The organism is Hymenobacter convexus (genome assembly GCF_030580955.1).
In the GTDB taxonomy this organism is placed as follows: Bacteria; Bacteroidota; Bacteroidia; order Cytophagales; family Hymenobacteraceae; genus Hymenobacter.
Window position 1 is genome coordinate 396,783 of the sequence record NZ_JAUQON010000005.1, and the last position, 15,089, is coordinate 411,871.

Here is a 15,089-nt window from a genome sequence, read left to right on the forward strand (position 1 = left end):
CGTCTTCTCATGAAATCAGCAGCGCTACTTTGTGCCCTCGTCGCGGCTGGCTGGCCGGCGGCACGCCTGCAGGCCCAAGCCGTGCCCCCGGCGCCCACGACCACCGCACCGCCCGTCGCGCCCACGGCCACTGCTGCCGCCCAAACTGCCAGCGCCGCGGCCGACACGGCCCAGGCCGACCCCAAGCCCGAATTCTTCGGCTACGTGGGCGTGTACTACGGCTACGATTTCAACAACCCCGCCAGCCTCACGCGGCCGGGCTTCATCTACTCCGAAAACCTGCACAACCAGTTTGCCGTGAACCTGGCCCTGCTGGGCGCGCGCTACACCAGCGACCGGTTCCGGGGCACCTTCGCCATCCAGACCGGCACTTACCCCGATGCCAACTACGCCGCCGAGCCGGGGGTGTTCAAGAACATCTACGAGGCCTGGGGCGGCGTGAAAGTGGCCAAAAACCTCTGGCTCGACGCCGGTATTTTCCTCTCGCACATCGGCCTGGAAGGACCGAACTCGCGCGACAACCTTACCCTGACGCGCTCCATCATGGCCGACAACTCGCCCTACTACGAGGCCGGGGCCAAGCTCACCTACGACCCCGGCAAAAAGTGGCTGGTGTCTTTCCTAGCCATCAACGGCTGGCAAGTCATCCGCGACCGCAACCAGAACGAGGCCGTGGGCACGCAGGTGCAGTTCCGGCCCAGCCCCAAGTGGCTGCTCAACTCCAGCACCTTCGTGGGCGAGGGCCGCAACGCCCCCGATTCCATCAGCCGGCAGCTGCGCTATTTCCACAATTTCTACGTCACTTACGACCCCTCGGCGAAGTGGAAACTCGCGGCTGCCTTCGATACCGGCTGGGAGGAAAAATACCAGCAAAGCGGCTACAACGCCTGGCAAGGCGCCTCGCTCATCGTGCGCCGCCGCACCACCGCGCGCACCGGCATCGTGGGTCGGGTAGAGTATTACCACGACCCGGCCGGCGTGTTGGCCCCCACCCGCGCCGGTGGCCTCAATACTGTGGGTTATTCCCTAGGCTTCGACTACCTGCCCGTGCCCCGCGTGATTCTGCGCGCTGAGGCCAAGCAGTTTGTGGACCAGAACGACGTGTACCTGGAAAAGAAGACCTATAAGAAGACCAACGGTGCCGCCACGGTGCTGCTGGGGTTGACATTTTAGAAATGAACTGCTTAAGAAGAACGTCATGCTGAGCGTAGTCGAAGCATCTCTACTGCTGAAGTAATTCATCTGCTCTCGCGATGGAGATGCTTCGACTGCGCTCAGCATGACGTTCAAAAAACAACCATCCTCTAATTCCCATGACCCTCTCGGAGGAAAACCAGCGCGACCTGTCCGCCGAGCGGTTTCTGCGGCAGGTGCAGGCCAAGCGGCGGGGCACGCTCAAGGTGTACCTGGGCCTGGCCGCTGGCGTGGGCAAAACCTACCGCATGCTGCAGGAAGCCCACGACCTGCACCAGCACGGCGTGGATGTTCTGCTCGGCTACATCGAAACCCACAACCGACCCGGCACCGTGGCCGAGCTGAAGGACGTGCCGCTGCTGCCGCGCAAGCACGTTTTTTACAAGGGCAGGGCGCTGGAGGAAATGGACGTGGAAGCCATTCTGCAGCGCCGTCCGCAAGTCGTTATCGTAGACGAGCTGGCCCATAGCAATGTGCCGGGCTCGCGCCACGACAAGCGCTGGCAGGACGTGGAATACCTTGTGGCGCAGGGCATTTCGGTGATAACCGCCGTGAACGTGCAGCACCTCGAAAGCCTGCACGACCAGGTGCTGAAAATAACCGGCACCGACGTGACCGAGCGCATCCCCGACCAGCTGCTGAAACAGGCCGACGAGGTGGTGAACGTGGACCTGACCGTGGGCGAGCTGCGCACTCGGCTCGAAGAAGGCAAAATTTACGACCCGGACAAGGTGCCTACCGCGCTGGCCAATTTCTTCCAGGCCGAAAACCTGCTTCAGCTGCGCCGCTTAGCGGTGCGCGAAGTGGCCCAGCTACTCGGCCGGCAGGTAGAGTCCGAAGCCGGTGGGGCGCCTGCCGTGCTGCCCACCCGCCGCAACGACGACCGCCTGCTGGCCTGCATCAATTCCAACGACGCGGCCGCCAGGGAAATCATCCGCAAGACCTCGCGGCTGGCCGACCGGTTTTCGGCCGCCGCCTGGTATGTGCTCTACGTGCAAACCGGCCGTGAATCGGCCGACCGCATCGGCCTGGCTACGCAACGCCATCTGCTCAACAACCTGCAGCTCGCCACCCAGCTCGGGGCGCAGATTTTACGGGTGAAGGACGACGACGTGGTGGGCGCCATCCGGCGCGTAGCCGCCGAAAAAAACGCCACGCTGCTGGTCTGCGGCATCACCGGGGAAAAAGGTCTGTGGAGCCAGCTTTCGCGGCGCGGCGTCACGTTCGACCTGCTCCGCGCCGTGGCCCGCGACAGCCCGGATTTGGACGTTTATCTGATAACGTATTGAGTTCGCTGAACAAGCCCGGCCCGGTATGACGGGCTGAAAATTACCCATTTACCTTTCTCAATCCTCTCCTTCGCCATGAATCTTAAAACCCTCATCACTCTCGGCTTCGTGGCGATGCTGGCGTTGCTGCTGGCCATCGGCGGCTATGCCTATTACACCGTGCACCGGCTGGACCGCAGCTCGCGCAACGTGCTGAAAGAAAACTTCTACTCCGTGGAGCTGGGCCAACGGATGCAGCGTGCCCTCGACCAGATGGAAGTAGACCCCAACGCGCCGGGCGGCCTGCCCCGCTTGCGCCAAAGCCTCACCCGTGAGGCCGGCAACATCACCGAAAAAGGCGAAAAGGAAGTGGTGGACAGCCTCACCCAAGGACAGGCCGACTTCCAGCGCCTGCTCGATGCCGGTGCCCCGCCCGCCGCCCGCGCGCCCACCCTGGAACTACTGCGCCGCCAAACCTACCGCATGGTGGCGCTGAACACCGCCGCCCTGACCCGCAAAAACGAGTTGGCCAACCAGAACGCCACCCAGGCCGGCCGCTACCTGCTGGCCTTCATCGCCATCAGTTTTCTACTGGGGCTGATGTTTGTGCTGAGCGTGCCCGAAGCGGCCGTGAACCCGCTGCGCAAGCTCACCACCAGCTTGGAGCACGCCACGGACAACAACTTCACGTCCACCATTCCGGTGGAGGGCGGCAGCGAGTTTGGGCGCGTCGCCACGGCCTTCAACCGCATGCTGGTGCAGCTGCAGGAGTACCGCAGCTCCACCATGGCCGAGCTCATCACGGCCCGCAACCGCACGGCCAGCATCGTGAGCGGGCTCGACGAGGGCCTGCTGCTACTTGATGAACACCGACACATCATCCTGGCCAATCCCATGGCGTGCGCGCTACTGGGCCTGCCCGCCGAGCAGCTCGTGGGCCAGCCCGCTGCCGCCGTGGCCGAGGGCAACGACCTGCTGCGCGAAATCCTGCGCCCGCTGCAGGTCGACGCCGCCCGCCGGGGGCAGGCCGTGGCCGATGCGCCGCTGCTGCGCATTGCCCAGCAGGGCGAGGAAGTTTTTTACCGCCTGGCCGTGCAGGAGCTGGTTTCCTACAACGACGCGCTCAAAAAGAACGAGTTCGTGGGGCAGATTGTGACGCTGCGCAACGTGTCGGATTTCAAGAAGCTCGACCAGGTGAAGTCAAACTTCCTGGCCACCGTGTCGCACGAATTGAAAACGCCGCTGTCCAGCATCAACCTCAACACCAAGCTGCTGCAGGACGAGCGCCTGCCGGCCGACGAGCGCCAGCGCATCACGGGCTTCATCCGCCAGGAAACCCAGCGCCTCCAGCGCATGGTGGCCGAACTGCTCGACATCTCCCGCCTCGACGCCGGCGCGGGCATTCAGCTCGATGCCAAACCCACTAACCTGGCCGACGTGGTAGGCTTTGCTACCGCCACCGTGCAGCCCCAGCTCGACGATAAAAACCTACGCCTCGACCTGCAGCTGGCCCCCGACCTGCCCGCCGCCCGCGCCGATGTGGAAAAAACCACCTGGGTCCTCATCAACCTGCTGGCCAACGCCATTCGCTACTCGCCGCTGGGCGAAACGCTCACCGTGCGGGCCGCGCCGGCCGGGTCCTTCGTGCAGGTGAGCGTGCGGGACCGCGGCCCCGGCATCGCGGCCGAGCACCACGAACGCATCTTCCAACGCTTCGCCCAATTGCCCGACAAAACCGGCTACCGCGGCGGCTCGGGCCTGGGCCTGAGCATCGCCCGCGAGTTCATCACCACGCAGGGCGGCCGGCTGTGGGTGGAGAGCGAGTTGGGGAGCGGCAGCACGTTCCATTTCACGCTGCCCGTGGCAAGCTAGCGCAAAGAGGCCGTCATGCTGAGCGCAGTCGAAGCATTTCGCTTGTGGTAGTAATCCAATCGGCCCAACGATGCGGGCAAGATGCTTCGACTGCGCTCAGCATGACCGTCCTTTTTTCCAGCTACCCAATCATTTTCCTCCACTTTTTTCCCTCCATGCAAGCCACCATCAAATCCAAAATCACGCTGGACCTGGGCTTTCTGTTCCTGATAATCCTACTGCTGAGCGGGGTGGGGGCCTACTTCCTGTATCAGTTTCGCGCAGCGCCCAGGCCACACTAGGGCGTTTGGACAATTACAGGAGCCAGACGAAAGTAGCGGCGCATTGGGCGACGACAACGGCCCCGGCCTGACTGATTCGGGCCACCAACGCGTTGGTGGCGTAGGCTTTGTCGGCCAGCACGGCCCCCACCGCCAAGCCCGCCAACAAGTCGGTGGCGACGGTGCAGTCGGCCTGCTGGCCCGGCGTGAGCACCAGCCGCAACGGGTTGCCCAGCGCGTCTACGACGGCGTGGAGCTTGCTGGTGAGCCCGCACGCTGGTGGAATCGAGCATGGCCCAGTCCAGGTCCGGGTCTTGCACGGCCTCAAACACGCGCTGCCAGATGCCTTTTTGCGCGCAGCGGCGGAAGCGCCGGTACGTTGAATTCCACGGCCCGAGCACGGCGTTTAAAAACATGCGGCTATCGGCGGCCGAGCGGCCCGCATCGCCGGCTTTGCCCGGCAACAAGGGCGATAATCGCGCCCAATCGGCATCTTTGAGTTCATTGCGTCGCACTACCCAAAGGTCGGCGATTGTCCACACACTCTAGGAGGCAAGCTCAACTAATCTTCGTCAGCTGTCCGTATTCATTCGGTTCTGGACCTTCTCCACAACCTCGCCACCGTGCTTATGCCCACGACTACCCTGACCGGCGGAACCGCCACGCCTTCCCATTCGCACCTGCACACCCGCATCACGGCGGCGGGCTCGCTCATCGCCCTCGGCATTGTGTACGGCGACATTGGCACTTCGCCGCTCTACACCGTGCGCGGCGTGTTCGCCGGCCGTCCCATCACCGAGGAAGTGGTGCTCGGTACCATTTCGGCCATCATCTGGACACTCACGCTGCTTACTACCGTTAAGTACGTTTTCATCGCCATGAAGGCCGACAACCACGGCGAGGGCGGCATTCTGGCGCTGTTTGCCCGGCTGCGACGGCTCAAGGTGAAGTGGCTGTACCTGCCGGCCATCATCGGGGCGGCGGCGCTGCTGGCCGATGGCATCATTACGCCGCCCATTTCGGTGGGCTCGGCCATTGAGGGGCTGCGCATGATTAAACCCGACCTGAACACGGTGCCCATTATACTGGGCATTCTGGTGGGGCTGTTCACATTTCAGCAGTTCGGCACGGCCATTATCGGCAAGCTGTTTGGGCCGGTGATGCTGCTGTTTTTTGGCATGCTGGCCGTGCTGGGCGTGGTGCATCTGGCGCACGAGTGGAGCATTCTGCGGGCCCTGAATCCGTACTACGCCATTCATATGCTCACCACCATTCCGGGCGCGTTCTGGCTGCTGGGCTCGATATTCCTGTGCAGCACCGGGGCCGAGGCCCTGTATGCAGACATGGGGCACGTCGGGCGGCGCAACATCTACGTGTCGTGGACGTTCGTCAAAATCTGCCTGGTGCTCAACTACCTGGGCCAGGGCGCGTGGCTGCTCCAGCACCTGGGCGCGCCGCTGGGCGAGCGGAATCTGTTCTTCGAATTGATTCCGGCCTGGGGGCTGGTGCCGGCCATTGCGCTCTGCACGCTGGCCACCATCATTGCCTCGCAGGCCCTCATTTCGGGCTCGTTCACGCTTGTCATCGAGGCGCTGCGGCTCAACTTCTGGCCCAAAGTGAAAGTGGCTTACCCCACCGACCTGCGCGGCCAGGCCTACGTGCCCTCGCTCAACTGGATACTCTGCGCCGGCTGCATCGGCGTGGTGCTGCACTTCCAGGAATCGAGCCGCATGGAAGCCGCCTTCGGCCTGGCCGTGACCGTGACCATGCTCATGACCACCGTGTTGCTGGCCTACTACCTGCGCCTGCGCCGCGTGAATCCGGCCTGGATAGTGTTGCTGCTGGCTGTCTACTTCACCGTCGAAGGCTCGTTCCTGGCGGCCAACCTCCGCAAATTCCCCGAGGGCGGCTACATCAGCGTGCTGCTCGGGGCCTTGCTGCTGCTCGTGATGGTGAGCTGGATTCAGGGCCGCCGCATCCGCACGGAGCTGGAAAAATACGTGCCGCTGGCCGAGTCGCTGCCGCTGCTGCGCAAGCTGAGCGTGGACGAATCGGTGCCCAAATTCGCCACCCACCTCGTCTATCTCACCGAGTCCGACAACCCCAGACTGGTCGAAAACGCCATTATCCACTCCATTTTCCGCAAAAGCCCCAAGCGCGCCGACGTGTATTTCCTGCTCCACGTCATCACCACCGACGAGCCTTATACCAAGGCCTACACCGCCACCCCGCTCCTGGAAGACGACCTCGTGCGGGTGGAATTCCACCTCGGCTTCCGCGTCGACCACGCCATCAACTACATGTTCCGGCAGGTGATTACCGACCTGGTGAAATCCAGGGAAATAGACATTACCTCGCGCTACACCTCCCTGCGCGACCAGGATGTGGTGGGCGATTTTCAGTTCGTTATCCTCAACCGCACGCTGCCCTACGCGCAGTCGCTCACCGCCTGGCAGCGGATGATGGCGCGGTTTTCGGGCGTGCTGCGCTGGCTGGGCTCCAGCCAGCAGGAGAGCTTTGGGCTGGATAACTCCTCGCTCACCATTGAGAATATTCCGCTTCTCACGCCCGACCGGCCGGAGCTGGCGCTGCGCCGGGAAAAGTAGGATGCTATTTTGCCGAGTAGTGAGAACTAGATAACCCCGCCGAGGCAAACTGAAGATTCCTACGCGCTGCCAGACAGATGTTTGCGACGCTGCCCGGCGCGGCACCCGGGGCGTGAGCGGCAATGTGGCTGCTGCGCCACAAAACCCGCAAAGCCGCGTTCTGGGGCGTGACCCTGGCGCTGACGCTGCTGCAAGGGGCAGTGCTGTACTTCGCGTGGGCTTCCTTCCGGTGAACAAGGCCCATTATCCTATTCGGAGCGTGGGTGTTGCAGAAGTAGTTCCACGCCCTGTTTGCGAAGGTTTTACGACCCGAATCGAGACGGAAAAGCTATCCAATGGGCCTGTTATATGCCTTGAATGGCTCGATAAGGCCGCTTTCGCGTTGCCCACCGGGCTTGGCAACAGCTTCGGCCCTTTGACTGAACAGTATTTTTCGCCTCAATTAACCGGGTGCTTAGCCCGCTGCACCGAGTGGCCTCTTTTGCCTAATTATAGGTGAATGAGGCAGGTAACAGCCGTTAAAGTGCTGCTGGCTGGTCGTCTTCACGCGTATTGCGGCACATGAAGTGCATTTTTTCAAGGGCGCAGGGCTTCGGTCTTCAATCCGTTGTCGTATCTACGCCGTTTGTTGGGCGCCGCCCCGCCGGTTTTGGTTGCCACCGCAGCAGAACTACGCGCCTGTTGGCAGTCCGTCATTACCAGGCCACCGCATTCTGTCACATGGCCAAAATTTCTTTCTTTCAATTTCTCCCATAAATGCGAGCATTATTACTTCTGATTGCCGTTTTTTCCTTGCCATCCGCATCTGCAGTTGCCCAGAAACTTGCCGGGCAGGTGGTAGACAATGCCTCGTCGCAGCCAATTCCGGGGGCTACCGTGCAGGTAAAACGCATGCAGGCGGGGGCGCTCACGAATGCCGCGGGCACGTTCACGCTGACCAACCTTCAGCCCGCCGACACACTGGTTTTTACATCGCTCGGCTACGAGTCGCAGAAAGTTCAGTACACGGGCCAGGCCACCCTGACGGTGAAGCTGGTGGCGGGCCTTGCCCTCAATGAGGTCGTCGTTACGGCCCTGGGGCTGGAGCGCAACGCCCAGGGCCTGGGCTACGCGGTGCAGAAGGTAGAGGGCCGGCAGGTGAGCGAAGTGAAGGCGGCCAACTTCCTCGACAACCTGGCGGGCAAGGTGGCGGGCGTCATGGTCACGGCCGGCTCCACGGGGGTGGGGGCGTCGTCGCGCATTACCATCCGGGGCGAATCGTCCTTCACCAACAACAACCCCCTCTTTGTGGTCGACGGCATTGTGATAAACAACGCCACGGTGGTCAACCGCGTCAACGACGATGCCAACGGGTTTCAGGAAATCGATTTCGGCAACGGGGCCGGGGAAATCAACCCCGACGACGTGGCGTCGGTGTCGGTGCTGAAAGGGCCCAGCGCGGCGGCCCTGTACGGCACCCGGGCCTCCAATGGCGTCATCCTGATTACGACCAAGGACGGCACGTCGGCGGGCAAAGGCATTGGCGTGAGCTTCAACAGCACCTTCTACGCCGAGCAGCCGTTTCAGCTGCCCCGCTTTCAGAACACCTACGGGCAGGGCAACAGCGGGGCGTTCAAGTACGGCGACGGCCTGGGCGGGGGAGTCAACGACAACATTTCGTACAGCTACGGCCCGAAGCTGGACGCTGGCCTGCTGATTCCGCAGTACGACAGCCCCGTGACGCTGCCCAACGGCCAGGTGGTGCGCGGCGCCGATACGAATCTTTACAGCGGCCTGCCCATCACCCCGACGCCGTTTGTGTCGCACCCCAACAACCTGCGCGATTTTTACCAGACGGGCCACACGGCCATCAACAACCTGGCGGTGGCGGGCGACTACGACAAGGGCAGCTACCGGCTTTCTTACACGGACCTCAACAGCCAGTCGATTATTCCGGGGGTGGACCTGAAGCGCAAAACCCTGGCCGCCCGGCTGCAGTTCGACCCGGTGCGGCGGCTGAAAATCAGTTCGTCGATTAACTACATCAACAGCGCCAGCGCCAATCGCCCCGCCACCAAGTACGGCTCGGAAAACATCAACTACGCCCTGAGTGCCTGGCTGGGCCGCCAAACCGACATCAACCCCATGAAGCAGTACTGGCAGCCGGGGCTGGAAGGCATTCAGCAATTTTCCTACAATTATACCTATTTCGACAACCCGTATTTTACCCTCTACGAAAACCGCAACTCGTTTACGCGCGACCGGCTCATCGGCAACGTGGCCATCACGGGCGAACTGGCCAACAACCTGACCCTGCTGGTGCGCAGCGGCATGGACTACTCCAACGAGAATCGCCAGTTTCGGCGGGCCTTCAGCAGCAACCGCTTCAAGAGCGGCGCTTATGCCGAAAACGGCGTGTTTTTCCGGGAAATCAATACCGACTTCTTGCTCAACTACACCCGCAGCCTGGGGCCGCTGTCACTCGACGTATCGGCCGGGGGCAACCGCCTGGACCAGCTGGCCTCGTTCGACCAGTACCAGGCCCTGACGCTGGCCCAGCCGGGCGTGTTCAAGCTCAACAACGCCGCCTCGCCGGTGGAAGTGTACCAGCAGAGCGGCCGCAAGCGCATTAACAGCCTGTATGCGCTGGCCAAGCTGGGGTATAAAAACCTCTTGTTTCTCGACATCACCGGGCGCAACGACTGGTCGAGCGCCCTGGCCACGCCCACGTCCACGGCCAATACGTCCTTCTTCTACCCGTCGGCATCGGCCAGCTGGGTGCTGTCGAACCAGTTCCAGCTGCCCACGGTAGTGTCGTTTGCCAAGGTGCGGGCCAGCGCCGCCAACGTTGGCAACGACACCAGCCCCTACCAGACCGCAGGGGTATACACCGCCCGGAACCCGGTTTTTTCGCAGCCGGCGTTCAGCGACCAGAGCACCATCGCCAATACCAACCTGAAACCGGAGTCGATTACCTCGCTGGAAGTGGGGGCGGATGTCCGCTTCTTCAACGACCGGCTGGGCTTCGACCTGACCTATTACAACGCCCGCACCCGCAACCAGATTCTGTCGCTGCCCATTGCCATCCCGACGGGCTACAGCGAACGGGTCATCAACGGGGGAGAGGTACAGTCGCGGGGCATTGAGGCGGTGGTGAGCGCCACGCCCGTGCAAACGAGCCGCTTCCGGTGGAATGCCAGCCTGAACTTCAGCCGCAACCGCACCACCGTGGTGTCGCTGCCCGCAGAAGCCGGCACCCTGACGCTGGGCTACAACCGCATCTACGACAACGTGAACCAGACGGTGTGGTACCAGGTGCGGCAGGGCGACCGCATGGGCGACATGTGGGGCACGGGCTACCTGCGCAACGCCCAGGGCGACTTCATCGTGGGCAGCAACGGGCAGTACATTGCCGACAACACCCTCCGGAAGCTGGGCAACTACAACCCCGACTTCATGGTGGGCCTGTCGAACCAGTTCAGCCTCGGCAATTTTAATCTCGGCTTTCTGCTCGACTGGCGGCAGGGCGGCGTGCTGGTGTCGCGCACGCTGGCTTTGGCCGGCGTGGCGGGCCAGCTGATTGAAACGGCCGACCGGCCCGATGCGGGCATCGTGGCGAAAGGCGTGGTGAATACCGGCACCCCCGAAAACCCAGTCTACCAGCCGAATACGAAGGCGATTCCGGCCGAAACCTACTACCGCATGTACTACGACCGGAACAACGAAGAGAACAGCACCTACGATGCTTCCTATGTGAAGCTGCGGGAATTGACCATCGGCTACAGCGTGCCTCAATCGGCCTGGCTGACCAAAAAACTGCATACCCAGCAGCTCACCATTGCCCTGATAGGCCGGAACCTGCTGGCCTTCTCGCACATTCCGCACTTCGACCCCGAGCAGACCTCCTTCCAGCAAAACCAGCTGCAAACCGGGGTTGAGGACATGACCTACCCAACCACCCGCAACCTGGGCTTGAAACTAAGCGCGAACTTCTAAGCCCTCCAACCAGACCATGAAACGGAAACTATATAGCCTCCTGCTGCTGACTGCCTTGGCCGGCTCACTGCCCGGTTGTACGGACAGATTCGAGGAAATCAACACGAACCCCAATGCGCCGGTCGACGTGCAACCGTCGCTGCTGCTGCGCAAAGTCATCTTCGACTACGGCGAGCAGATGTCGTACGAAGCCTTCGTGGCGGGCAACCTGCTGGGGCAGTACTTCACGGCCATCGACTTCAACCTGTTCGACCGGCACAGCCTGAGCGAGCCGCAGTACGGGGGCAACCCCTGGCCGTTTATGTACAGCAACCTGCGCGACAACGAGATTCTGCTGCAGAAAGCGCGCGCCAATGCGGCTTTCGGGGTGTACGAAGGCCCCGCCCTGATTATGAAAGCCTTCATCGCCGCCGCGCTGACCGACCTGTACGGCGACGTGCCCTACAGCCAGGCGCTGCAGGGCAAAGCGGGCGTGATTACGCCGGCCTACGACAGCCAGGAATCCATCTACACGGCCCCCGGCGGCATCCTCGACAACCTCGACCAGGGCATCGCTTCCATCAACAATTACAAAGGGGCTACGGCGCTCGACGGTGATATCCTCTATGGGGGCAACCGCAGCAAATGGGTGCTGTTTGCCAACTCGCTGAAGATTAAATGCCTGATGCGCATATCGCGCAAAGTAAACGTGCAGGCTGCCCTGCAAAGAGTCGTGACCGATGGCAATTACATCCGGACGAATGCGGACAATGCCGCCTTCCGCTTCTCGCTGGCCCAGCCCAACAATTTTCGCATGGCAACCGCCCGCATCGGTGATTTCAACCTGTTTATTATGTCCAAAACCAGCGAGGAGCTGCTGACGGGGTTGGGCGACCCCCGAATAGCCACGTATTTCCGCCCCGCGGCGGCTACGCCAGGGACCTACAAAGGCCTGCTGAATGGACCCGATGCCTCCAGACTTTCCATCTCGCTGGCCGATTACTCGCTTACGGGCACCATCTTCCGGGAAAACTCCGACCGGTTATCGGCCAACTACCTGACCGCGGCCGAAACCAGTTTCTGGCTGGCCGAAGCCGCCGAGCGCGGGCTGATATCCGCCTCGGCGCGGACCTTGTACGAGCAGGGCATTACCCAGTCGTTTGCCTACTGGGGCACGACGCTGCCCGCTAGTTACCTCACCAGCAGCCGGGTGGCTTACGGCCAGAATGGCCAAAACCCCATCGAGCAGATACTGACGCAGAAATGGCTGGGCAACATCAACAATGCTTACGAAGGCTGGACCGAGTACCGCCGGACGGGGTTTCCCCGCCTGAAAACGGTTTCGGCCAGCCTCAACAACGGACTGATTCCCGTGCGCATGCCCTATCCCGCCACAGAAAGCGCCCTGAACGCGGCGCAGTACAGAATAGCGGCCGACAACACCCAAAACAACAGCATCAACGTCCCCGTGTGGTGGGCCCGCTGATTTCCCTTGTATGAGCACCACCCTGTTGCAGTGGGCGTTGGTCCTGGCATCCAGCGTCACGCTGTTTTTCGTGTCGCCGCTGTCGCGCACCGCGGCCGAATTTTTCCGGGGCGCCCGCAAAGAGCGCACCCCCAATACTGTTTTTCTGACGAGTAGCCTGGTTATCTCCTGGCTGTTTGCCAAGTCGATTACCAATGCTGCCAACCTGGGCCAAAGCTTCGGGCTGGTGGGGGGCGTGGCCTACGCGGGGTATTACCTGTCGTTTCTGGTGGCCGGTTTTGTCATCGTCGCCATGCGCAACCGAGGGGGCTACCGCAGCATCCACCATTTTCTGGAATCGAAATTTGGGGCGGGGGCGGTGGTCGTCTTTACTTTTCTGATTATCATTCGGCTGTACAACGAAATCTGGTCCAATACCATCGTCATCGGCTCGTATTTTGGCGTTCAGGGCACGAGCAGTTATTACGTCGCCATTGTGGTGTTCACCCTGCTCACGCTGGCCTACACGCTCAAGGGCGGCATGAGCAGCTCGATTATGACCGACGTAATTCAGCTCTCGCTCTTTGTGGTGCTGCTCACGGTTATTCTGGGCTTCATCCTGCCGCAGTACGGGGGTAGCTTGAAGCCCTTTCTCAGCAGCGGGGAATGGACCTTGGGGCGGGGCGTCGATTTGCTGCTGGTGGCGTTGGTGCAGTGCTTCAGCTACCCGTTTCACGACCCGGTGCTCACCGACCGGGGGTTCATCTCCGATACGCGCACCACGCTGCGGTCTTACCTCTGGGCGGGGGCCATCGGCTCGGCCTGCATCATTTTTTTTAGCTTCGTGGGCATCTTCGCCAAGCTCAACGCCCTGACCGGCGAAGCCCCGGTGGCCGTGGCGCGCTACTTCGGCGTGCCGATGCTGCTGCTCATGAACCTCATCATGGTGACCTCGGCTTCGTCGACCCTCGATTCGGCTATGGCCTCGTTCTCCAAGCTCATCAGTATCGACCTAAGCAAAGCGGCCGTGCCCAGCGTATCGCGGGGCCGGTGGGCCATGGTGGTGCTGACGGTACTGGGCACCATTCCCGTGTTTTTCAACCCCGCCATTCTGTCGGCTACCACCATCAGCGGCACGCTGGTGCTGGGCCTAGCCCCCGTGTTTTTATTCTGGCACGTCCGCGTACCGCGCCTGGCCTTTCACCTGTCGGTAGTGGGGGGGCTGGTGCTGGGCGGTTTGCTCACCGTATTTCCCCTGCCCGATGCCCTGCATCTGGGCGACGGCAAATACGGGGCGCTGCTCAGCACGAACCTGATTACGTCGGCTTTCTGTTTCGCGGTATTCGGGCTCTGCGCTCTTCTCCAAAAAAAGCCCGCTCATGAATAATCTACTCCCCCAAGACCTCGGCACGCTAGATGGCCGGCTGCTCGTTTTCGGCGGGCCCTACTCAAACCTGCAGGCCCTGGAGACGCTCAAGGCCATTGCCGACCAGCTGCAGATTCCCGTTGGCAACATCATCTGCACCGGCGACATCGTGGGCTACTGCGCCCAGCCCGAGGCCGCGGTGCAGTTTGTGAAAGAGTGGGGGGTGCACGCCATTCAGGGCAATGTGGAGCAGAACATCATCCGGGGCGAAGACGACTGCGGCTGCAACTTCGCCGAGGGCAGCCGGTGCGACCTGTTGTCCCGCGCCTGGTTTCCCTACGCGGTGCGGAGCCTGTCGGCCGGCTCGGTTGTCTGGCTGAGTACGCTGCCGCTGCAGCTGTCTTTCCGGTACGCGAGCAAGGCGGTGGCTGTGCTGCACGGGGCCGCCACCGGCATCGCCGATTTCGTGTTCGCTTCCACGCCCTGGCCGGTGAAAAAAACCAGCTTTGCCGCCACCGGGGCCGAGGTGATACTGGCCGGCCACGCCGGACTACCCTTTGTCGATGCGCGGGCCGGACACCACTGGCTCAACGCGGGCGTGATTGGAATGCCCGCCAACGACGGCACCCCGCGGGTCTGGTACTTGCTGCTCGATGACACCAACGGCGTGTTCAGCTACACCTTTCACGCCTTTACCTACGACAACGGCAGGGCCCATCAGTTGATGCGGGCCAAGGGGCTGCCCGACTCCTATGCCCACACGCTCCTGACGGGCATCTGGGATAACTGCGAAATTTTGCCGGAGGCCGAGAAGGCTTTACAGGGCCGGGCCATTGTATCAGCTACGCCTTGTGTAGCAGCAGCTTGCCAGCCAATACCGCCGCCGGCACCGGGTCCGATTGACTTTCCGGCGGCACGCGCATGAGGTCATACAGGCGGGCCTTTCCCATGGCCCGCTCCACCACCAGCATTTGGTCGTCGGAATCTCCCTTGGTCAGATAGTGAAGCGCGCCCAGCTGCATAGCCCACACGCCGTCGGGCCTACGGCCGAGCCGCCATTCCCATCATTTCGGCGTTCTTTTGCGTTATGCACCCACGCGCCCT

10 protein-coding genes are annotated in these 15,089 nt (G+C 62.0%); 9 read left to right on the plus strand and 1 reads right to left on the minus strand.

What is annotated here, in order from left to right; all coding sequences use genetic code 11:
• Positions 1-9 precede the first annotated feature (9 nt).
• The 4 genes from Q4S41_RS13405 (at position 10) to Q4S41_RS13420 (ending at position 4,615) form a co-directional block, all read left to right on the plus strand.
• Positions 10-1,173 (plus strand): porin, encoded by a 1,164-nt coding sequence (locus tag Q4S41_RS13405; RefSeq protein WP_305031632.1) that lies wholly within the window; start codon positions 10-12, stop codon positions 1,171-1,173.
• Positions 1,174-1,313: 140 nt separating this feature from the next.
• Positions 1,314-2,483, plus strand: coding sequence for a sensor protein KdpD (locus Q4S41_RS13410; RefSeq protein WP_305031633.1), 1,170 nt, complete (start codon positions 1,314-1,316; stop codon positions 2,481-2,483).
• Between the two features lie 75 nt (positions 2,484-2,558).
• Entirely contained in the window at positions 2,559-4,334 is a 1,776-nt protein-coding gene (locus Q4S41_RS13415) for an ATP-binding protein (protein ID WP_305031634.1), read from the plus strand.
• Between the two features lie 155 nt (positions 4,335-4,489).
• Positions 4,490-4,615 carry a hypothetical protein gene (locus Q4S41_RS13420; RefSeq protein WP_305031635.1) on the plus strand — a complete coding sequence of 42 codons (126 nt, stop codon included), beginning with the start codon at positions 4,490-4,492 and terminating at the stop codon, positions 4,613-4,615.
• Positions 4,616-4,628: 13 nt separating this feature from the next.
• Here Q4S41_RS13420 and Q4S41_RS13425 read toward each other — a convergent pair whose 3' ends face one another.
• Positions 4,629-4,922, minus strand: coding sequence for a transposase (locus Q4S41_RS13425; protein ID WP_305031636.1), 294 nt, complete (start codon positions 4,920-4,922; stop codon positions 4,629-4,631).
• Positions 4,923-5,223: 301 nt separating this feature from the next.
• Here Q4S41_RS13425 and Q4S41_RS13430 point away from each other — a divergent pair, with 301 nt between their 5' ends.
• The 5 genes from Q4S41_RS13430 to Q4S41_RS13450 all read left to right on the plus strand — a co-directional run bounded on the left by Q4S41_RS13430 (position 5,224) and on the right by Q4S41_RS13450 (position 14,910).
• Entirely contained in the window at positions 5,224-7,200 is a 1,977-nt protein-coding gene (locus tag Q4S41_RS13430) for a KUP/HAK/KT family potassium transporter (RefSeq protein WP_305031637.1), read from the plus strand.
• Between the two features lie 792 nt (positions 7,201-7,992).
• Positions 7,993-11,175 (plus strand): SusC/RagA family TonB-linked outer membrane protein, encoded by a 3,183-nt coding sequence (locus tag Q4S41_RS13435; protein WP_305031638.1) that lies wholly within the window; start codon positions 7,993-7,995, stop codon positions 11,173-11,175.
• A 16-nt stretch (positions 11,176-11,191) separates the two neighbouring features.
• Positions 11,192-12,640, plus strand: a complete 1,449-nt coding sequence (locus Q4S41_RS13440) for a SusD/RagB family nutrient-binding outer membrane lipoprotein (protein WP_305031639.1) — start codon at positions 11,192-11,194, stop codon at positions 12,638-12,640.
• 10 nt (positions 12,641-12,650) lie between these two features.
• Positions 12,651-14,006 (plus strand): sodium:solute symporter family transporter, encoded by a 1,356-nt coding sequence (locus tag Q4S41_RS13445; protein ID WP_305031640.1) that lies wholly within the window; start codon positions 12,651-12,653, stop codon positions 14,004-14,006.
• Positions 13,999-14,910 (plus strand): metallophosphoesterase family protein, encoded by a 912-nt coding sequence (locus tag Q4S41_RS13450; protein ID WP_305031641.1) that lies wholly within the window; start codon positions 13,999-14,001, stop codon positions 14,908-14,910. The genes Q4S41_RS13445 and Q4S41_RS13450 overlap by 8 nt, the downstream gene beginning before the upstream one ends.
• Positions 14,911-15,089 lie beyond the last annotated feature (179 nt).